The sequence below is a fragment of the Steroidobacter flavus genome, assembly GCF_042651805.1.
GTDB classification, from domain to species: Bacteria; Pseudomonadota; Gammaproteobacteria; order Steroidobacterales; family Steroidobacteraceae; genus Steroidobacter; species Steroidobacter flavus.
Genome location: NZ_JBHSDU010000001.1, coordinates 1 through 21,461, shown reverse-complemented (window position 1 = coordinate 21,461; position 21,461 = coordinate 1). Strand labels below are relative to the sequence as shown.

12 protein-coding genes are annotated in these 21,461 nt (G+C 61.8%); 4 read left to right on the top strand and 8 right to left on the bottom strand.

The genetic code is table 11. The features are described 5' to 3' along the window. The first annotated feature begins 12 nt into the window (after positions 1-12). Positions 13-510, top strand: a complete 498-nt coding sequence (locus ACFPN2_RS00060) for a low affinity iron permease family protein (RefSeq protein WP_380593744.1) — start codon at positions 13-15, stop codon at positions 508-510. An 18-nt stretch (positions 511-528) separates the two neighbouring features. Here ACFPN2_RS00060 and ACFPN2_RS00055 read toward each other — a convergent pair whose 3' ends face one another. Genes ACFPN2_RS00055 through ACFPN2_RS00040 form a run of 4 tightly spaced genes read right to left on the bottom strand, consistent with a single transcriptional unit; the run spans position 529 to position 2,794 of the window. Then, the gene (locus tag ACFPN2_RS00055; RefSeq protein WP_380593742.1) at positions 529-1,815 is read right to left on the bottom strand and encodes a phospholipase D-like domain-containing protein; all 1,287 of its coding nucleotides are present in this window, start codon (positions 1,813-1,815) and stop codon (positions 529-531) included. Positions 1,816-1,866: 51 nt separating this feature from the next. After that, complete coding sequence (locus tag ACFPN2_RS00050) at positions 1,867-2,133, bottom strand: DUF5985 family protein (RefSeq protein WP_380593740.1); 267 nt, start codon at positions 2,131-2,133, stop codon at positions 1,867-1,869. 3 nt (positions 2,134-2,136) lie between these two features. Then, the gene (locus ACFPN2_RS00045) at positions 2,137-2,400 is read right to left on the bottom strand and encodes a DUF5985 family protein (protein WP_380593738.1); all 264 of its coding nucleotides are present in this window, start codon (positions 2,398-2,400) and stop codon (positions 2,137-2,139) included. Positions 2,401-2,404: 4 nt separating this feature from the next. Next, positions 2,405-2,794: a hypothetical protein gene (locus ACFPN2_RS00040; RefSeq protein WP_380593736.1), complete on the bottom strand. Its 390-nt coding sequence runs from the start codon at positions 2,792-2,794 to the stop codon at positions 2,405-2,407. Between the two features lie 269 nt (positions 2,795-3,063). Between ACFPN2_RS00040 and ACFPN2_RS00035 the strand changes: the two genes are divergently transcribed. The 3 genes from ACFPN2_RS00035 to ACFPN2_RS00025 are packed head-to-tail and all read left to right on the top strand — an operon-like array spanning position 3,064 to position 12,322. Next, positions 3,064-9,945 (top strand): HAMP domain-containing protein, encoded by a 6,882-nt coding sequence (locus ACFPN2_RS00035; protein ID WP_417774529.1) that lies wholly within the window; start codon positions 3,064-3,066, stop codon positions 9,943-9,945. A gap of 20 nt (positions 9,946-9,965) precedes the next feature. Continuing rightward, complete coding sequence (locus tag ACFPN2_RS00030) at positions 9,966-11,630, top strand: ATP-binding response regulator (protein ID WP_380593734.1); 1,665 nt, start codon at positions 9,966-9,968, stop codon at positions 11,628-11,630. Positions 11,631-11,683: 53 nt separating this feature from the next. Beyond that, entirely contained in the window at positions 11,684-12,322 is a 639-nt protein-coding gene (locus ACFPN2_RS00025; protein ID WP_380593732.1) for a hypothetical protein, read from the top strand. Between the two features lies 1 nt (position 12,323). On the opposite strand, the gene ACFPN2_RS00020 is transcribed toward ACFPN2_RS00025, so the two are convergent. The 4 genes from ACFPN2_RS00020 to ACFPN2_RS00005 all read right to left on the bottom strand — a co-directional run. Further along, positions 12,324-13,691 carry an MATE family efflux transporter gene (locus ACFPN2_RS00020; protein WP_380593730.1) on the bottom strand — a complete coding sequence of 456 codons (1,368 nt, stop codon included), beginning with the start codon at positions 13,689-13,691 and terminating at the stop codon, positions 12,324-12,326. After that, positions 13,688-15,277: a condensation domain-containing protein gene (locus ACFPN2_RS00015; protein ID WP_380593728.1), complete on the bottom strand. Its 1,590-nt coding sequence runs from the start codon at positions 15,275-15,277 to the stop codon at positions 13,688-13,690. The genes ACFPN2_RS00020 and ACFPN2_RS00015 overlap by 4 nt, the downstream gene beginning before the upstream one ends. After that, positions 15,278-19,855, bottom strand: a complete 4,578-nt coding sequence (locus ACFPN2_RS00010) for a non-ribosomal peptide synthetase (RefSeq protein ID WP_380593726.1) — start codon at positions 19,853-19,855, stop codon at positions 15,278-15,280. After that, a partial coding sequence (locus ACFPN2_RS00005; RefSeq protein WP_380593724.1) for an amino acid adenylation domain-containing protein occupies positions 19,852-21,461 on the bottom strand: 1,610 nt, incomplete at its 5' end. The genes ACFPN2_RS00005 and ACFPN2_RS00010, both read right to left, overlap by 4 nt.

Below are 21,461 nucleotides of genomic sequence, written 5' to 3'. Positions count from 1 at the left end.
TTGGAGCTGAGCATGGCTGGAAGTACCGATCGCAAACGCACCTGGTTTACCCGCTTCGCCAAATCGACTGCCCGCGCCGCCGGCCATCCTGCGACCTTCTGCGCGGCCCTCGCCATCATCGTGATCTGGGCCGTGAGCGGCCCCGTCTTCGGCTTCAGCGACACCTGGCAGCTGGTCATCAACACCGGCACCACCATCATCACCTTTCTGATGGTGTTCCTGATTCAGAACACGCAGAACCGCGATTCGGAGGCCATCCAGGTCAAGCTCGACGAGTTGATCCGCTCCATCGACGGCGCGCACCTCGCCTTGCTGGATCTGGAGGAGCTCGAAGAAGAGGATCTGGCGCGCATCAGCAAGGGCTATCGCGAGCTCGCACAACAGGCCCGCAAGGAACTGGACGAAGGCAAGTCCGATACCGATGTGCGCGAGGTGGGCGCGACCCGTCGTAAGGAACTCGGCGAGCGACAACGCGCGCACTCACGCAAGGGAAATCGTCGCAAGCATTAACCTAAGTTAGTGATGAGGCTACAGCTGCGACGATAGTGCCGCCGCGGCGTTCTCCATGATCTTCTCGGTGAACGGCCGATGCAGCCAGGCTTGCAGGGTGATCTGCCGCGTGTGTTTCAAATCCTGCTCGAAGACTCTGGTCAGCGCTCGCGCAAAGGCGGCGTCGTAGACGTTCAAGTTGGCTTCGTCATTGAGACGGAACGAGCGGGTATCGATGTTGGTCGAGCCGACCGAGACCAGCAGCCCGTCGACGATGACCGTCTTACAATGAAACATCGTCGGCTGGTACTCATGGATCTGCGCGCCGGCCGCCAGCAACTCGCCCCAGGAGGCACGCGATGCCTTGCGCACGATCTCGGTATCGATGTCCTCGCCCGGCACGATGACCCGCACGCGCACGCCTCGCTTGAGCGCATCGATCAACACCCGCAACGTCAATTCGTCCGGCACGAAGTACGAGGCCGAGATATCGATGGTCTTCACGGCCGATGAGAACGCGAGCAGGTACATGAGCAGCATGCTATCGGCACCGCCGGTCGGCGAGCTCGTGAACACCTGCCCGGCCGCATCGCCGAGAGGTTCGAGCGGTGGAAAGTAATCCTCGCCGCGTAAAACGCCACCGGTCGCCTTGATCCAGTTGTCCATGAACGCGGCCTGCATCTGTGCGACCGCCGGGCCCTCGATGCGATAGTGCGAATCCCGCCAATGCTCCTCGTCCTGGGCATTGCCCGACCATTGATCCGCGATCCCCACCCCACCGGTGAAGCCGATCTTGCCATCCACCACCAGGAGCTTGCGGTGGGTGCGATTGTTCATGCGGACCAGGTGATACCACTGCAGCGGGTGATAGCGCTCGATACGAATGCCCGCATCCGCCATCTCGTGGACCAGCACTTCATCCATCTTCTGGCTGCCCACCCAATCGACCAGCACATGGACCGGCACCTTGGCGTGGGCCCGCTCGATCAACGCATCGGCGAACTCTCGGCCGATATCGCCCGACCAATAGATGTAGGTCTCAAAGTTGATGCTATGACGCGCGCCGCGAATGGCTTCGAGCATCGCCGGGAATATTTGATCGCCGTTCTCGAAGTTCGCGACCCGATTGCCCTCGAGAATGGGCGGCCCGAGCAGCGTGCTCAGCTCATGCCGGAACCGCGGATCGTCGGTGGTGTAGCGATGCTCGACCTGCCGCTCGATACGGCGCTCGGGCTGCATGAAGTTCAGCGCAATGATGGTGACTGCAATGGCGAGCAGCGCGCCAATCACGCCCGCGGCAACGATCTGCCTTCGGCTCCAGGTCATGCGAGACAAACGTCCTCGCCCCGGCGCCCGGTTCCGCCGAATGAGTCTGGCTTACTTCGGCGAGCTGTCCCGGTTCTTCGCCACGATGGCGCCAAGGATCAGCAGGAACGCAACGAGGCGCACCATATAGATGATGGGGCTGCCCTCGCTCGGCTTGTCGACCAGCAGGAACGCCGTGCGGTTGATGCCTTCGATGGCGAAGGCCGCCGCGAACGCGAGGAACAACTTGTCGCTCGTCTGGCGGTAGAAGCGCCAGAAGAAGCCGGCGGCGGTCAGCGACGCCGTGACGATCACACCCAGTAAAAAGCCCTCGACCATGGGTCACTCGCTCTCGAAGACCAGTCCGTACACCAGCAGCAGCATCGCGCCGGCGGCCGTGCTCAACCGCCACATATATAGACTGTGATCGGACGGCAGCAGCACCAGGTCCACGAACAACAATACATTCGACAGGGTGAGCCCCGCGAAACACAGACCGCTCCACAACAGCAGCCGGCTGCGCGAGCGCGCGAAACCCCTCAACAACAACATTGCGCACATCGCGGTCACGATGGCTCCCAGCAGGTACACGAGCTTTGGCAGCATGTCGCTAGTCCTTGTCCTTGAGCCGGAACGCCCGCGCGAAGTCGCGCACCGAGCCCGAGGCATTGGAGTGAATGAATCTGGTCAGTTGCACCAGCTGCGTCCGATAGCTCCGGGCCACATTCTCGAGCAGCGCGCTCTGCTCCGGCGAGCGTTCGACGTATTGGTACTGCGGCGGGCTCTGATCGTTGCGCACGATCAGCGAGCGGCGCGTGAGGTCTTCGAGAATGCCGTTGGCCTGTTTCTCGGGGACATAGATGCGAGCGGCGAGATCGACGACGGTCCAGGCGATGGACGGCGACTGGAAGAGCAACAGCAGAGCCTCCAGGTGAGGCACCGTGTCGATGCTGTCGAGAAGAAATCTCTCGACTGCTGGATCAATTGCTCCCGCCGTCATCTCCCGTCCGTTCGACCTTTGCTGCTCTAGCTCGTTATAATTGCGTCCCGCTGAACCGAGTCAAACGACTTACTACGCAAGAAAGTTCCGGCTGTCAGGAACTTTCTTTCAGGCGTAGGAGTATTCGACGTGTAAGGGTTGCACGTGCTGTATCGAATGGATAGCTTCCGTCCCACCCCTGTAGCAACAACAACAGATACTTGGGCAGCGTGCGCAAGGTTCGCGATCCCTCGCCTGACGATCAGGCCCGCCAGTAACTCGGAGCTTTAATGCAAACCCCCGCGAGAGTTCGTCGTCGGATCGCCAAAGCCGCGCCCGTGAAAAAAATACCTGCTGCGAAGAGCGCTGCCAAGCTCGGCAAGATCAGCCGCCCCAAAGCGCCCGTGCCGTTCGATCTGAAGAACCTGCTGCTCACCTTGCAGGCGGTTCGGGACGGCAACTTCTCGGTGCGCATCGCCGGCGACCACGAAGGCATCGAAGGCAAGATCGCCGAGACGCTGAACGACATCATCGCCTCGAACCAGCGGCTCTCCGAAGAAATGTCCCGCGCCGGGCAGCTGGTCGGTAAGGAAGGCAAGACGCGGCATCGCGTGGGCATCGATCGCCGCTCCGGCGCCTGGGGCGACATGGAAGGCTCGATCAACACGCTGATCGACGACCTGCTCTGGCCGACGACCGAAGTGACACGCACCATCACCGCGGTCGCCAAGGGCGACCTGTCGCAGACCGTGCGTCTGGAAACGGATGGCCGGCCGTTGAAAGGTGAATTCCTACGCTCGGCCACTATTGTTAACACGATGATCGAGCAGATGGGCTTGTTCACGTCCGAGGTGACGCGCGTGGCCCGCGAGGTCGGCACCGAAGGCAAGCTCGGTGGCCAGGCCGTGGTGCCGGGCGCCGCCGGTACCTGGAAAGACCTCACCGAGAATGTGAACTCCATGGCCGGCAATCTCACCGGTCAGGTGCGAAACATCGCCGAGGTGGCGACCGCCATCGCGAGCGGCGACTTGTCCCGCAAGATCACCGCCAACGTCCGCGGCGAAATTCAACAGCTGAAGGAAGCCATCAACACGATGGTGGATCAGCTGCGTTCCTTCGCCTCCGAAGTGACACGCGTGGCGCGTGAGGTGGGCTCCGAAGGCAAGCTCGGCGGTCAGGCCGTGGTGCCCGGTGTCGCAGGCACCTGGAAAGATCTCACCGACTCGGTGAACTCCATGGCCGCGAACTTGACCGGCCAGGTTCGTAATATCGCCGAGGTGACCACCGCCGTGGCACGAGGCGACTTGTCTCGCAAGATCACGGTGGACGTGAAAGGCGAAATTCTGCAGCTGAAAGAAACCATCAATACGATGGTGGACCAGTTGAACGGCTTCGCGGCCGAAGTGACCCGCGTGGCGCGCGAAGTGGGTACCGAAGGCAAGCTCGGCGGTCAAGCGACCGTGCCGGGCGTCGCGGGTACCTGGAAGGACCTCACCGACTCGGTGAACTCGATGGCCTCCAACTTGACGGGCCAGGTCCGAAACATTTCCGAAGTGACCATCGCCGTGGCCAACGGCGACTTGTCGCGCAAGATCACGGTGGACGTGCGCGGTGAAATTCTGCAGCTGAAGGAAGCCATCAATACGATGGTGGATCAGCTGCGCTCCTTCGCCTCCGAAGTGACGCGCGTGGCTCGAGAGGTGGGCTCCGAAGGTGAGCTGGGCGGTCAGGCCATCGTGCCGGGCGTTGCGGGTACCTGGAAAGACTTGACCGACTCGGTCAACGCCATGGCGAAGAACCTGACGGGTCAGGTTCGTAACATCGCCGAGGTGACCACGGCCGTGGCGCGCGGTGACTTGTCCCGCAAGATCACCGTCGACGTGAAAGGCGAAATTCTGGAGCTCAAAGAAACCATCAACACGATGGTGGACCAGTTGAACGGCTTCGCCGCCGAAGTGACGCGCGTGGCGCGCGAGGTGGGTACCGAAGGCAAGCTCGGCGGTCAGGCCATCGTGCCCGGCATCTCAGGCGTGTGGAAGGATCTCACCGATAACGTGAACTCCATGGCCGGTAACTTGACCGGTCAGGTCCGAAACATTTCCGAAGTGACCATCGCCGTCGCGAACGGCGACTTGTCACGCAAGATCACGGTGGACGTGCGTGGCGAAATCTTGCAGCTGAAGGAAGCCATCAACACGATGGTGGATCAGTTGCGCTCCTTCGCCTCCGAAGTGACGCGCGTGGCTCGAGAGGTGGGTTCCGAAGGCAAGCTCGGCGGCCAGGCGCTCGTACCAGGTGTCGCAGGCACGTGGAAAGACTTGACCGACTCGGTCAACGCCATGGCCACCAACCTCACCGGTCAGGTGCGTAACATCGCCGAGGTGACCACCGCCGTGGCGCGAGGCGACTTGTCTCGCAAGATCACGGTGGACGTGAAAGGCGAAATCCTGCAGCTGAAGGAAACCATCAACACGATGGTCGACCAGCTGAACGGTTTTGCGGCCGAAGTGACGCGCGTGGCGCGCGAAGTCGGTACCGAAGGCAAGCTCGGCGGTCAGGCCGAAGTGAAAGACGTGTCGGGTGTGTGGAAAGACCTCACCGACAACGTGAACGCGATGGCCTCGAACCTCACCGGCCAGGTCCGAAACATTGCCGACGTGGCCACCGCCATCGCGAGCGGCGACTTGTCCCGCAAGATCACGGTGGACGTGCGCGGTGAAATTCTGCAGCTGAAAGAAACCATCAACACGATGGTGGACCAGCTGCGCTCCTTCGCCTCCGAAGTGACGCGCGTGGCGCGTGAGGTGGGCTCAGAAGGAAAGCTTGGCGGTCAAGCGAACGTGACCGGCGCCGGTGGCACCTGGAAGGATCTCACCGACTCGGTGAACTCCATGGCCGAAAATCTCACCGGCCAGGTGAGAAACATCGCCGAAGTGACGACCGCGGTGGCGCGAGGCGACTTGTCCCGCAAGATCACCGTGGACGTGAAAGGCGAAATCCTGCAGCTGAAAGAAACCATCAACACGATGGTCGACCAGCTGAACGGCTTCTCCGCCGAAGTGACGCGCGTGGCCCGCGAGGTGGGCACCGAAGGTAAGCTCGGCGGTCAGGCCGAGGTGAAAGGCATCTCGGGGGTGTGGAAGGACCTCACCGATAACGTGAACTCCATGGCCGGTAACTTGACCGGTCAGGTGCGTAATATCGCCGAAGTGGCCACCGCCATCGCGAACGGCGACTTGTCGCGCAAGATCACGGCCGACGTGAAAGGCGAAATCTTGCAGCTGAAAGAAACCATCAACACGATGGTGGACCAGTTGAACGGCTTCGCCGCCGAAGTGACGCGCGTGGCGCGCGAAGTCGGTACCGAAGGCAAGCTCGGCGGTCAGGCCGAAGTGAAAGACGTGTCGGGCGTGTGGAAGGACCTCACCGACAACGTGAACTCGATGGCGTCCAACTTGACCGGCCAGGTGCGTAACATCGCCGAGGTGGCCACCGCCATCGCGCGCGGCGACTTGTCGCGCAAGATCACGGTGGACGTGCGTGGCGAAATTCTGCAGCTGAAAGAAACCATCAACACGATGGTGGACCAGTTGAACGGCTTCGCCGCTGAAGTGACGCGCGTGGCGCGTGAAGTGGGTACGGAAGGTAAACTCGGCGGCCAGGCCATCGTGCCGGGCGTCGCAGGTACGTGGAAAGATCTCACGGACAACGTGAACTCCATGGCCTCGAACTTGACGGGTCAGGTTCGTAACATCGCCGAAGTGACCACGGCCGTGGCGCGAGGTGACTTGTCCCGCAAGATCACCGTCGACGTGAAAGGCGAAATCCTGCAGCTGAAGGAAACCATCAACACGATGGTCGACCAGCTCAACTCCTTCTCCGCCGAAGTGACGCGTGTGGCGCGTGAAGTGGGTACCGAAGGTAAGCTCGGCGGTCAGGCCGGCGTGCCCGGGGTGGCCGGTACCTGGAAAGACCTCACCGATAACGTCAACACCATGGCGAACAACCTCACGAACCAGGTGCGCGGTATCGTGAAGGTGGTGACGGCCGTGGCGAACGGCGATCTGCGTCAGCGTCTCACCGTGGAATCCAAGGGCGAAGTCGCGGCGCTCGCCGAAACCATCAACAGCATGACGACCACGCTTGCGACCTTCGCCGACCAGGTGACGAGCGTGGCCCGCGAAGTGGGCGTCGAAGGCCGACTCGGCGGTCAGGCGAACGTGCCGGGCGCCGCCGGTACCTGGCGAGACCTCACGGCGAACGTGAACCTGCTCGCCGCGAATCTCACCACCCAGGTGCGCGCTATCGCCGAAGTCGCGACCGCCGTGACCAAGGGCGACCTCACCCGCTCCATTCAGGTCGACGCGCGTGGCGAGGTGTCCGAGCTCAAGGACAACATCAACGCCATGATCGGCAACTTGCGCGAGACCACCGAGCGCAACACCGAGCAGGACTGGCTGAAGACCAACCTCGCGAAGTTCAGCCGCATGATGCAAGGTCAACGCGACCTCGTCACCATGGGCGAAATTCTGCTCGCGGAACTCGCGCCGCTGGTCGGCGCGCAACAGGCGATTTTGTATATCGCCGAGCTCGACAACGATCAGAAGGTCTTGAAGGAGTTCGCAACCTACGCCGATGCGAATCGCGGCGACCGACGTCAGTACGCTTTGCGCGAAGGTCTGGTCGGCCAGTGCGCCGCCGACGGCCGGCGCATCCTGCTCGAGAATGTCCCGATCGATTCCATCCATGTGCGTAGCGGCCTGCTCACCGCGCGTGCCCGCAACGTCATCGCCCTGCCGATTCTGTACGAAGGCCAGGCGAAGGCCGTGATCGAGCTCGCCTCGTTGCATGAGTACACCGCCTCCCAGCTCGCGTTCCTCGAACAGCTCGCGGGCTCCGTCGGCGTCGTGCTCAATACCATCGAAGCGACCATGCGTACCGAGGGCCTGCTAAAACAGTCGCAGGAACTCGCGGGCGAATTGCAGACTCAACAGAAGGAGCTGCAACAGACCAACGAGGAACTTGCCAACAAGGCGCAGCTGCTCGCCGAGCAGAACGCCGAGGTGGAACGCAAGAACGAGGAAATCGAGCTGGCCCGACGCGCGCTCGAGGAAAAGGCGACCGAGCTTGCGCTCACCTCGCGTTACAAGTCCGAGTTCCTTGCGAACATGTCGCACGAGCTGCGCACGCCGCTCAACAGTATTCTGATCCTGGGTCAGCAGCTGGCCGAGAACGCGGATCAGAACTTATCGCCGCGTCAGATCGAGTTCGCGAAGACCATTCACGGCGCCGGCACCGACCTGTTGAACCTGATCAGCGACATCCTGGACTTGTCGAAGATCGAGTCCGGCACGGTGACGGTGGACTCCGAGGACCTGTTGTTCTCGCATCTGCGCGAGACCGTCGAGCGCAACTTCCGTCACGAAGCCGAAGCTCGTGCCCTGCAATTCACGGCGGATTTCGATCCGGCGCTGGGTCGGCAGATCTCCACCGATCCGAAACGTCTGTTGCAGGTGTTGAAGAACCTGCTGTCGAACGCCTTCAAGTTCACCGCTCAAGGCAGCGTGACCTTGCGGGTGCGAACGGCGCAATCGGGCTGGAGCTCCGATCATCCCGTGCTCAACCAGGTGCAGACCGTCGTTGCGTTCTCGGTCACCGATACCGGCATCGGTATCGCGCCCGAGAAACAAAGAATCATTTTCGAAGCCTTCCAACAGGCCGACGCCGGTACCTCACGCAAGTACGGCGGCACGGGTCTGGGTCTTGCGATCAGCCGCGAGCTTGCCCACCTCCTGGGTGGTGAGTTGCGTCTGGTCAGCGCCCCGGGCCAGGGCAGTACCTTCACGTTGTATCTGCCGCTGACGTTCGTGGGCTCCGCCTATCGTCAGGCGAAGGCGCAACCCGGCAGCAGCCCGGCGCAAAACACCCCGTTCCAGCCGTTGCCCTTGCCGCTGCGTGCCGAGGAACTGGTCGACGATCGCAACGATCTGCAGCCGAACGATCGCGTGCTGCTCATCATCGAGGACGATCCGCACTATGGAAAAGTGCTGCTGAGCCTGGCACGCGACAATGGCTTCAAGGTCATCGTCGCCAAGACCGGTGCCGACGGCCTCGCGATGGCGCGCAAGTATCATCCGACCGCGATCTCGCTCGATGTGTTCCTGCCCGACATGCTCGGCTGGACGGTGCTCAATCAGTTGAAACAAAGCCCGAGCACCCGCCACATCCCGGTACAGATCCTCACCGTCGAGGAAGAGCGCCAGTACAGCCTGGAGCGCGGCGCCTATGCGTTCATGAACAAGCCCGCGACCACGGATGAGCTCGCGGCGGCGCTCACTCGCATTCGTAACTTCGCGGCCGCGAACGTTCGTGAGCTGCTGGTGGTGGAAGACGATCCGGCCGAACAGCTCAGTATCGCCGAGCTGATCGGCTTCGACGATGTGACTATCACGGCGGTCGGCAGCGGCGAGCAGGCGCTGCAAGCCATGCGCACCAAGCAGTTCGATTGTGTGGTGCTCGACCTGCGTCTGCCCGATGTTTCAGGCTTCGAGCTGCTGGCCGAGATCCAAACCGACGCGAAATTGCGGGAAACCCCGATCGTCGTGTTCACCGGCCGCGACCTGTCGCAGGCCGAGGAGCAGGAGCTGCGCTCCAAGGCCAAGAGCATCGTGTTGAAGGGCGTGCGCTCGCCGGAACGATTGCTCGATGAGACCGCCCTGTTCCTGCATCGCGTGGTCACCAACCTGCCGCCGGCCAAGCAAAAAATGATCGAAGCCCTGCACGAGGGCGATGAGCCGCTGCACGGGCGCAAGGTGCTGGTGGTGGACGATGACGTCCGTAACATCTTTGCGTTGAATAGCGTGCTGGAACGCCGCGGCATGCAGGTCATCAACGCCAGCAATGGCATGGACGCGATCAAACTGGTGGAATCCACCGACGACCTGTCGCTGGTCCTGATGGATGTCATGATGCCCGAGATGGACGGCTATGAGACCATGCGACGGATCCGCGAAAACACCAAATTCCGGCTGCTGCCCATCATTGCCCTGACCGCCAAGGCCATGAAGGGCGACCGGGAAAAATGCCTGGAAGCGGGTGCATCTGACTATGTTGCGAAACCCGTCGATACAGCGCAGTTGCTGTCTCTGGTAAGAATGTGGTTGCAGCCCTAACCGGTAGTCCCCTGAGCACCGTGAACGCCCCGCCCTTCAACGAGCGAGTCAACATCCTGCTGGTCGATGACCAGCCGAGCCGGTTGCTCTCGTACGAGTCGGTCCTGGCCGACCTGGGGCAGAACCTGGTCAGCGCCCGTTCCGGCGAGGAGGCCCTGCACCGGCTGCTCGAGGACGACTTCGCCGTCATCCTGCTGGACGTGAGCATGCCGGGCATGGACGGCTTCGAGACCGCGGCCATGATCCACGATCATCCGCGCTTCGAAAGCATTCCCATCATCTTCGTGACCGGCGTTCACGACTCCGAGTTCGATGCCCTGAAAGGCTATCGGCTCGGCGCGGTGGACTATGTGTCGATCCCGATCGTGCCCGAGATCCTGCGCAGTAAGGTCTCGGTGCTGGTCGAGCTGTACATGCAGCGCCGGGAGCTGCAGCGGCTGAACCTCAGCCTCGCCGAGGCCAACGCGACGCTGCAAGCGGAGAAGGCCCGGGAACTGGAGCGCGCCAATCAGAACTTGGAACAAGCCAACGCCGCCCTGCGCGATGCCGACCGTCACAAGGACGAGTTCATCGCCATCCTGGCGCACGAGCTGAGAAATCCCCTCGCCCCGATCCGGGCCGCGGTCGACGTGATGTCGCTGATGCCGTTGGAACATTCACAATTGCGCTGGGCGCGCGAAGTGATCGATCGGCAAACGACCCATTTGAGCCGGCTGGTCGACGATCTGTTGGATGTCTCGCGTATCTCTCGCGGCACCATCAAACTCAACAAGGAGCTGCTCTCCTTACGCACCATCCTCGATCGCTCGGTCGAAGCGGCGCAGCCCATCATCTCGGCCCATCATCATGAGCTGCAGATCGAATGCCTGGCCGACACCGCGACCGTCGAGGGCGACCCGACCCGTCTGGTCCAGATCCTGAGCAACCTGCTCAACAACGCCGCCAAATATATGCAGGCGAGCGGCACCATCCTGCTTCGAGCCAGTGTCGATGACGAGCATGCGGTGTTCGCGGTGAAGGACTCAGGCATCGGCCTCACCTCCGAGGCGTTGCCGAAATTGTTCAATTTGTTTTCTCGCGTGCACGAGGACGAGGGTCACTTGCCCAGCGGTTTGGGTATCGGCCTTGCGCTCGTTCGCCAGCTCGTCGAGCTGCACGGAGGCACGGTCAACGCCACGAGCCCCGGTCCCAATCGCGGCAGCGAGTTCACGGTCCGTCTGCCGTTGTCTGCGACCCTCGCCCCCGTTGCCGTCATCGATGATGGCGGGGCTGCTCAGGCTCAAACCCAGGCACTGCGCGTTCTGGTCGCGGACGACAACGCGGATGCGCTGGAAAGTCTCGCGCTGCTGCTCGAAGTCTGCGGCCACGAAGTGCGCAAAGCCTCCGACGGTCAGGAAACACTCCAAGCCGTGACCGCCTGGCGTCCGGACGTAGCGCTACTCGATATCGGCATGCCCCTCCTCGACGGCTACGAAGTCGCACGGCGGATCCGCGGCGAACCGTGGGGGGCACAACTATTCCTGGTGGCGGTCAGCGGCTGGGGTCAGAGCGAGGATCGCCAGCGCGCCACGGACGCCGGCTTCGACCTGCACTTCAGAAAGCCCATCGGGCTGCCCATTCTGGAAGGGATTCTGGAAAAAGCGCAGCGACTGAGCGCCGAAACCGTCGTAAAGTCCGGCACCTGAGCTAACGCCCTTTCTACTGTCGGCACAGAACTTACACAGTGAACGATCTTTCTTTGCTGGAGGACGCGCTGCGTGCGTACCTCAACCGTCGCTGTCGTCGTGCTTATGCGCACGACCTTCGCAACGGCTTGCAAGGCATGTTCGGCGGCGTCGACGCCCTGACCCGGGCGGCGCGCACCTCGCTGAGCGGCAAGCCGCTCAATGTTCCCCTCGAACAGCTGACCACTTTCGTTCAACAAGCGATCGCCAATCATGAGCGCGGGCTCGAACGCGTTCTGGACAGCATCGCCCCCGAACCCCAAGCGCCTGCGCTCGTCTCCTGCCGGGAGCTGCTGATCGAACTCGCACGCTTCCTCGCCAACGACGCGGCCCGTAACAACGTCCGCATCCGCCAGGACTTCCACGACGATCTCAAGACCACGACCACGGTCGCACGGCTGCGCCTGATCGCCCTCGCCCTGCTGACCGACAGCATCGACGCCCTTTCAGGCGGCGGCGAGATCCGCATCGGCGGACGGACCAGTGACGGCCGCGTGCAATTGGAGATCATCGACAATCGCCTTCAGCCTCGCCCTGCTTCATTCCTGAGCGATGCGCTCGAACGGCTGGTGGGTGAGATGTCGGGGCGAATTGAGAGCAAACAAAACGAGAGCGGTGGGTGGACGGTGCGGGTCGAGTTGCCCGCGGTCTGAATCAGCAGTTTCTCGCGGCCAGCGGCTCGGGCGCGACGACCAATCGAAGCTTCAGCTGCCTATCGAGCAGCCACAGACTGACCGCGGCTTGCAGCACGACCGAGGCGACGCATAGATACCAGACCTGTTCGAGATAGAAGTGCGGATCGAAAGATAGCCAGATCGCGGGGACGGCGAATGTGAGCAGACGGATGCCTGAGCTGAGCAGCGACGGCCTGGTATTGCCGAGACCTTGAAACATCATGGAGCAGATGTAAACCAGTCCCTGGGCCACGAACATCCAGGACATAGACCGAAGGAAGGCGACAGCGACTTCGGTTGCCTGCGGATCCGACGCGAACAATCGCAGCATCGCATCCGGATAGCCGTGCACGAGCGCGGCCGTAACGATCATCACCGTCGTACCGAGCACGCTCGCTCTACGAAATGTTTCGCGGACCCGATCGCTGTTGCCGGCGCCGAAGTTCTGCCCGGCAATCGGCCCGACGGCAAAGGCGATCGAGATGCCTGGCAGCAGAATGGTATGCATGATTCGCCAGCCGATGCCGAAGCCGGCCTGCGCCTGCGGACCGAAATCGCGAATCACGAAGTAGATGATTGCCACGAATACAAACATCAGTACCATTTCGCCGCCGGCGGGAAGCCCAATCGCCAGAAGACGGCGCCATTGCGCGAATCGAGGGCGCATCAAGCTCGGGGTGAGCGCCAGCAGCGGTTGCAGACGAGGAAACCAGAGCATCAGAACGACGATGCCGACGATGCTCGCGAGTGTCGTGGCCAATCCGGCCCCCTGCACTCCCAAGGCAATCCCTGTTCCCCAGCCGGCAATGAGCACTGGCGCCAGTATCGCGTTGACCACCACGGTCAACACGTAAACCAATGTGGCTGGCTGCACGATACCCGTACCGCGCAGCGCTGAGCTGAGCACTGTCATGGGCATCAAGAGCACCAACCCTGGGAGCACCCAACTCGTGAAAGTCACGCCCGCCTGGTACGTTGCGGCGTCCGCGGACAACGAGCCGAGATATGGGCCCATGACCGCATATAGAACCGCGATCGCAATCGCGCTCCAGACAATGGCCAGCATGAACGATTGATTGAAAATCTGATTGGCGTCGGTGCGATCCTGTCGACCGACAGCTAGCGACACGAGAGCCACCGTGCCGGCGGCCAGCACCTGCGTCAGCGCGGCGATAGCGAATACCACATTCCCCGCCGCGCTCACACCGGCGGTAGCCTCAGCGCCTAGCTTGGTGACAAAGTACAAATCGACGAGCTGATTCAGGATCTGCGCCAGCATGCTGATCGCCACGGGCGCCGCCGTCACCAGAAGATGCCGCGTGATGGAGTCCTTGGTGAAGTCTCTCACGACCGTGACATTCCGCTCGCACGAGCCTCCGGGTGGCTGATCAGTTCCCGCAGAGTCCCTAAGAAGTCGCTGCCGAAGCTGCGCATGGTATCGAGCGAGAATCGGCTCAATGGAAAATAGATGTCGCCGACGATTCGATCCTCGCAATCCTGCAGCAGCACGGCCGGATCGTGCTTGCCCGGCAGATTTTTGAGCCGGGGATGACGGTTCCTGGACATGGGATGCACGAACGGCACCGGTGAATCCACGATACCTGAATGAACTGTACGCGCCGCCGAGTCGCCAGCGTCGCTGGCGGGGACCCAGTTGAAGGCTGCGTTGAGCGTGAACCTCGGTCGTGGTTCCTGATTCGCCAGCGCGTAGGAGAAGTCGGAATGTTCATAGGCCCGGCAATACTCCTGCGTCACCTGCGAGAGCACTTCGATGAGGCGATCGCTGGGCCGCAAGGTGATCCGCAGATACAAGACCGCCGCGAACAAGCCAATAGTGTTCTCGATCTCTGGGCGGACGCGGCCATCCGATTGATAGGGAAAGACGTAATCCGAGGTATTGCACCATCGCATCACCACGATCGCGTAAGCCGTAAAAACGGCCATCGGCACGGTGGTCCGTCGCAGCCGACACCACTCCCGCAGCTCACGCTTCAGCTCGGCATCGATCCGCAGCGGTACCGTCCCCCAGCCGGCCCTGCCTTCCGCCACAACCGGCGCGTCATCGGGAAACTGCGTCGGTATCGCACTGCTGACATGCTGAATCCACTGAGCGCCCTGCTTGTCGAGCCAGGATGGATAAGCCTTCGCCTGCCACGCAGCGTACTGCGAAAACTGCGTTCCTATAACCGGTAAACGCAACGACTGCGCGCTCGCCGCTTGTCTGTAGCCCATCAATAGATCCCGCAGAAAAATCGCGCCGGAAGACGCGTCCGAGATGATGTGCGCCATGACCGTGATCAGCACGTGCTCATCGTCGCTCAAACGAAGCAGGCGGATGCCGAACAACGGATCGCTCGCGACATCCACCGGCTCGAGAATGAGCTCCTCGATGTGCCGTCCGATCTCGCTGGCGCGCAATTCCTCCGGTACCCCGCTGATATTTTCCACGCACAAATCGTAGTTGCCGTTGCGCTCGATCACCTGGACGGGAGCACCATCCGAGACCATCACACGGGTGCGCAGGGCGTCGTGCCGCCGGATCGTCTCGGCCACGCTCGTTTGCATTGCTTCAAGCGACAGAGACCCACGCAGACGGGTCGCGGAGGCGATCTGCCGAATCGAGGGATGCTCGCCAAGCTGATGAAACCGCCAGTGCGCAAGTTGCGACAAGGTCACCGGCGCGCGTTCCCCATCGGGCCGGGACTGCAAAAGCAGTTCCAGGACGTCGGCACCGCCAGCACTTTCCTCCAGCAGATTGACGATGTCCCTGCTATGCACGCTGAGTTTGATGATGTCGTCGCGGCTCAGCGCTCCCTTGGGAGCTCGGTAACGCAGCTGGCCACTGTCGGACCAGAGCCTCACTCCCTTGCCATGAGCCATGCCCAGCACTTCGCTGACCTCGGCCGGAATCGATCGTCGGGTTGCCGCTTTCACTTAACTCTCCATGTCGACAGGCTCGCAGGGAATGACGCCGTCCTCGAACTCCAGATCGGCCTGCCCGCCTGCCGCTCGGTGCGACTCGATGGTTTCGGCCATCAGGCGCACCGTTGGATATTGGAACAAGGCGATGGCGGACAGGCGCACGTCCAGTTGCTCGGAGACCTTGGCAATCAATTTCATTCCGTGCAGCGAATGGCCGCCGAGCTCGAAGAAATTGTCCTGAACGCCAACCTGATCGACCTGTAACAATTGCTCCCAGATACCGCAGAGGATCCGTTCCACCTGCGTTGCAGGCGCGATGTATTCGCCCACCTCTTCCGGCCGTCCCTGAGGATTGGGCAAGGCGTCGTGATCTACCTTGCCATTGGGGGTCAGCGGCAATTGTTTCAGCACCATCCAGGCCGTCGGGATCATGTGCTCCGGCAGCCGGCCATGCAGATGCTCGCGCAACTTTGGAATGAGCTGTTGTCTGAAGCCGCTTGCCAATGGATCGTTGCTGTAGGCGTTCCAATTGGTGGCGGAGTCCAGACGCAACGCTGCCGGCGGTCGCGAACTCTCGACTCGACCGCGATCGACGAACTGCACGTCAAAGCAGCCTTGCGCGGCCGGACTGACTGTCACGTCATACCCGTAAGTTTCGCCCCAACTCCAGAAGAGCTCCGGATCGACCCCGTGCGGCTCGGTATCGTTGAGTTGCCGCCGCAAGGTGCTTGCCTCGAGCCGATCTTCGCCAGTTGCAAGCAGCGTTTGCACCGCTGCGTCCCGCGACAAGCGAGCATTGGGAACTGACGTGAGACGCACCGCCGGCCAGTGTCGATCGACCAGTCCATCCATGAAGCTGGTTAGAAAATCCGGCCCTGCTTGCCACGGCTGCGTCTCCACGAGCGCGACGGAATCGGCCTCTTCACCCTTGCGCAAGATCGCATCGTAGCGATAGCGCGTCAGCTCATTGAGCGCCCGACCTCGCTTCAGCTGCACTTCGGCGCCGGCGATCCCAGGCAAGCGGCCTGGCAGCGCGCGGAAGAACTGCGCATCGATCACCAGCTCCTTGTCCTGCGCGATCGCCCTGGGAATGCGCCGCTTGAGCTGCCCGGCACTGATCGTCGCGGCGGCCTTGCTCAGTTGCACGGCACTATGAAACATTTCAAGCAAACCCAGATCGCGCACATCGCCCACAAAGATCCGGCCTCCCGGTGCCAGCAACCGAACGGCGTCTTGAAGGACACTGACCAGATATTCCATGTCGGGGAAGTACTGGACCACGGAATTCAACACGACGGTATCGAAATGCCCGGACGGAAAATCGCGCAACTCACTCGCCGCACGACAGCGCAGCTGAACGTGTCGCAAGTCGCTGCGACTGCTGACCCACTGTTGCAGGCGATCGATCGCCGCAGCCGAGAAGTCGGCACCGATGTACTCCTCGCACTGTGGCGCCAACTGCTGTACCAGCAGCCCAACGCCACAGCCGATCTCCAGCAGCCGCCGCGGTTTCAAGGCCCGAATTCTCTCGACGGTGCAGTCGAGCCATTCCTGCATCTGCGCTTCGGGAATCGGCAAATCCGTGTAACTGCTGTTCCAGCCGACAAAGCTTGGCGCCGTTTGTAGCTGAGTGCCGTAGGTCTCTTCGTAAATAGTCTGCCATTCGCCGACGATCTCACCGACCGCCGCCGTTCGAGGCGTAGTGTCGGCCTCATCCGAAGATTGCAAGGCTTCAACCTTGCGGTTGCCCACGATGTAGGCCACGAGGCGCTTCTCTCCCGGCGCATCCTCGCGCGCAAGCACGACGGCGTGGTCGACCTGAGCGTGCTCGAGCAGCTGTGCTTCGATCTCCGCGAGCTCGATTCGAAAGCCGCGCACTTTTACCTGACGATCGTTGCGACCTTGGAACTCGATCGACCCGTCCGGCAGCCAGCGCGCCAGGTCGCCACTTCGATACAAGCGGCTCGTGCCGGTTGCGCCGAAGGGATTGTCGATGAATTGCCGGTGGGTCAGCTCGGGTCGATTCAGGTAGCCACGTGCCACGCCTGCACCGCCGATATAAATCTCGCCGCTGACGCCGATCGGCACTGGCTGCAGATACTCATCGAGGATGTAGATCTGCGTGTTGGCGATCGGCCGACCGATGTGTAGCACGGCGTCGTCGTCGCGAATGCGGCCCGATGTCGCCACGACCGTCGATTCAGTCGGCCCATAATTATTCACCAGAGCGAACGTCGCCGACGCCGGTCGATGGCGCAGCCGGTCGCCCCCCACCAGCAAGGTCCGCAACCGCGGGTTCGCACTGTTCCGGCTAAGCACGAACTCCGCCATCGGAGTCGGCAGGAAACTCACATCCAGGCGTTGTGCCTCCCACCACGGTAACAATGTTTCAGGCGCCCGGCTCACTTCGGGCGGCGCTATCACGAGCGTCGCGCCCACGCTCAGCGGCGACCAGATCTCCCAGACCGCCGCATCGAATCCCACCGTGGCCACACAGGAGCTTCGCTCTCCGGCGCGAAGCTCGAACACCTGGCAGTGCCAATGCACCAGATTCACGACGTTCCGGTGCTCGACCATGACACCCTTCGGGGCACCGGTGGAGCCGGAGGTGTACACAACGTAAGCAAGATGATGCTCGCGAAGCTGCGGACTTGCGGGATCGACATTCGTATCGGAGGCCGATTGAATCGGCCCGTCCATCGCATCGAGCAACACCACCCGCGCGGTGCTCTCAGGCAAAGTCTTCTGTAAGCGCGATTGGGTGAGCAGCACGACAGGCTCACTGTCTCGAACTAAGTAGGCGAGGCGCGCCGCAGGATAGCTCGGATCGAGCGGGACATACGCCGCACCCGCCTTCAATATTCCGAGCATGCCGATGATCATCTCGGCGCCGCGTTCCACATACAAGCCAACTCGGTCGTCCGGCTTTACGCAGGGTGCAAGCAGGCGCGCGAGCTGATTGGCACGCTGATGCAGTTGCGAGTACGTCAGCTGCTCCTCCCCACACACGATCGCAAGCGCCTCGGGCGCTCGCTCGGCCTGAGCCTCGACCAGCTGATGCAACAGGCGACCTCGGGGGAATGGCTGCAACGTGTCGTTGAACCGCTCCAGCACCTGACGGCGTTCGGCCTGCCCCAGCAATTCCAGTTGCCCGATCCGACAGTCTGGATTCGCCACGATGGCCCCGAGCAAGGTGCGAAAATGCAGCGCCATGCGCTCGATCGTTCCGGCATCGAACAGATCGGTCGCATACTCGAAGGTGCCAGCAAGCCCGTCCGCGGATTCGGATAAGAATAGCGTCAGCTCGAAGTGAGTCGTGGTCCATTGCGCGGCGGTCCGCGTCCACTTCAGACCGGACAGATTCAATGCTTCCTTCGGAAAGTTATTCAGCGCCAACATCACCTGAATGATGGACTGTTGCGCCAGGTTGCGCTCGGGACGCAACTCCTCCACCAGCTTTTCGAACGGCAGCTCCTGATGCGCATAGGCACCGAGCGTCGCTTCGCGCACTCGACCCAGCAGCTCGCGGAAGGTCGGGTTACCGGACAGCTCGGTGCGCAATGCCAGCAGGTTGACGAACAAGCCGATTAAATCTTCCGTCTGCGCCTGGGTGCGGCCGGCGACCGGCGAACCCACGACCACGTCCTTCTGGCCGCTCCAGCGGGACAATAAGATCTGATACGCCGCGAGACACACCATGAACAGCGTGGCATCCTCGCCTCGAGCGAGCTCTTTCAACGCGCTGTGCGTTCCAGTGTCCACCGAAAAGTTCAGTACCGCGCCCCGGAAGCTTTCGATGGCCGGTCTCGGCCGGTCGGTCGGCAGCTGCAGGTGCGGCGGCGCGCCGCGCAGCTGTTCTCGCCAGTACTGCAAATGTTCCTGCAAGACCTCACCCTGCAACCATTGCCGCTGCCAGATCGCGTAGTCTGCGTACTGCACGGGCAGCTCTGGCAGAGGAGACGGTTGTTTGTTAGAGAAAGCGGCATAGAGCTCGCTGAGCTCCCGATTCAGAATGCCAAGCGACCAGCCATCCGAAATGACGTGATGCACAGTCAGCAGCAGCACGTGCCGTAGCTCGGTCAGCTTCATCAACGAGACACGAAGCAATGGGCCGACGGTCAGATCGAATACAAACTGCGCCTCCGCCTCGATCAGTTGCCGCGCACGACTCTCTCTCGGCTCTGCTTGCATTGCCGACAGGTCGATCACTGTCAGAGCAAACGATTCCGGCGGGGCAATCACGGCGACCGGGCTGCCGTGGACCGTTCGGAAACTCGTACGCAGCGACTCATGCCGGCGAATCAACTCCGCGACACTGCGCTCGAGCGCCGGAAGATCGAGCTGCCCCTGCAGTTCCAGTGCCATCGGCATGTTGTAAGCCGCCTTGACCAGACCGACCTGGTCGAGAAACCACAAGCGCTCCTGCGCATAGGACGGCGGCACCGTGCTGCCTCGCTGCTGCGCCACCAGCGGAGGAATACGCGCGGGCTTCGCTCGCGCCGAAGAGCGCGAACGCAGCTCCTTGAGCTGCGCGAGACTCAGGCTTCGCAACCCCTCGTGCGACTGACGGTCCCCCTGTTGTTTGGTCATAGTGCCTCCATGGATACTTCCGCAGCGATTTCCTGCAAGATGAAATTGGCCAGCGCCTCGATGGTAGGTCGCTCGAACAAGACGCGTACCGACAGACCGATATCGAGTGCATGGTTGATGTGCGCCACGACGCGTGTGGCGAGTAACGAGTGACCGCCAAGGTCGAAGAAGTTTTCCTGCCGTCCGATGCGCTCCAGACGCAGCAGCTCGCGCCATATCTGCGCCACGGCCTCCTCCACCTCTCCCTGAGGAGGCTCATAGGTACGAGTCACTTGATCGTCCACGTCGGGCGTGGGCAGCCCTCGACGATGCAACTTGCCGCTAGGCGTCAGCGGCAAGTTGTCCAGTATCACGAACGCCGCCGGCATCATGTGCTCAGGCAACGTCGCTTTCAGATGAGCACGCAGCTCATCGGGGCTCGGGCGAACCGTGCCGGCACAAGTGATATATGCAACCAGACGCTTCTCGCCCGGATCGTCTTCGCGGGCAATGACTGCGGCTTCCCGCACTCGTTCATGAAGCGCGAGCCGAGCCTCGATTTCGCCGAGCTCGATTCGATAACCGCGGATCTTCACCTGATCGTCGTTGCGCCCGAGATAGTCGATGGTGCCATCCAGGCGCCAGCGACCGAGGTCTCCCGTTTTATACATGCGTGCCTGAGGCGCATCGCTGAATGGATCTTCGACGAATCGTTCGGCCACCAGCTCGGGACGATTCAGATACCCGGTGGCGACACCCGCGCCACCGATATAGATCTCACCAGTCACGCCTATTGGCGTTGGCTGCCGGCGCGAATCCAGAATGTAGATGCGTGTATTCGCGATCGGCCGGCCTATGGGCGGCAACGTGGGCCATTCTGCAGAAGATTGCGGAAGCGTAAGTGCAGTCACCACGTGCGTTTCTGTCGGGCCGTAGTGGTTGTGCAGACGGCACTCAGGCAGCCGCTCGAACATCCGCGAGATTTCCGGACTGATGCGCAGCTGCTCTCCCGCAGTTATGACATCACGCAGTCGCAGCTGTCGGTTCGATTCGGTGCCGTGCTCGGCCAGGCTTTGCAACATCAGCGGCGGTACGAAGAGTCTTTCGATATGCTGCTCGCCCAAAAAATCCCAGAGCGCGCTGGCATCTCTACGAACCCATTCATCCAGCAGCACGAGCATGCCCCCGGTGCACAAGGTCGAGAACGTGTCCTGGAATGCCACATCGAAGCTCAGCGCCGCGAACTGCAATACCCGCGCGCCTTCGCCTTCAGGAAAACTCAGCCGATGCCATTCAATCAGGTTGACCATCGAGCGATGCGCCATCGCCGTGCCCTTGGGCTTGCCTGTCGATCCCGAGGTGTAGATGACATACACAGGGCACTCGGCCGTCAGCTGTAGGTCGGCGGGCGACAGATTGCCCTGACTTTGCTGTTCGATCCGATCGCAGTGAGCGTTCATCGCAATCACTTCGGCCGATGTCACAGGCAAGCGCGATCGCAGCTCTGCCTGCGTCAATATCACTGTTGGCGCGGCGTCCTCGATCATGTACCGCAGGCGTTCGGCTGGATAGTTCGGATCGAGCGGCACATAGGCCCCGCCTGCTTTCAACGTCCCGAGCACTCCGA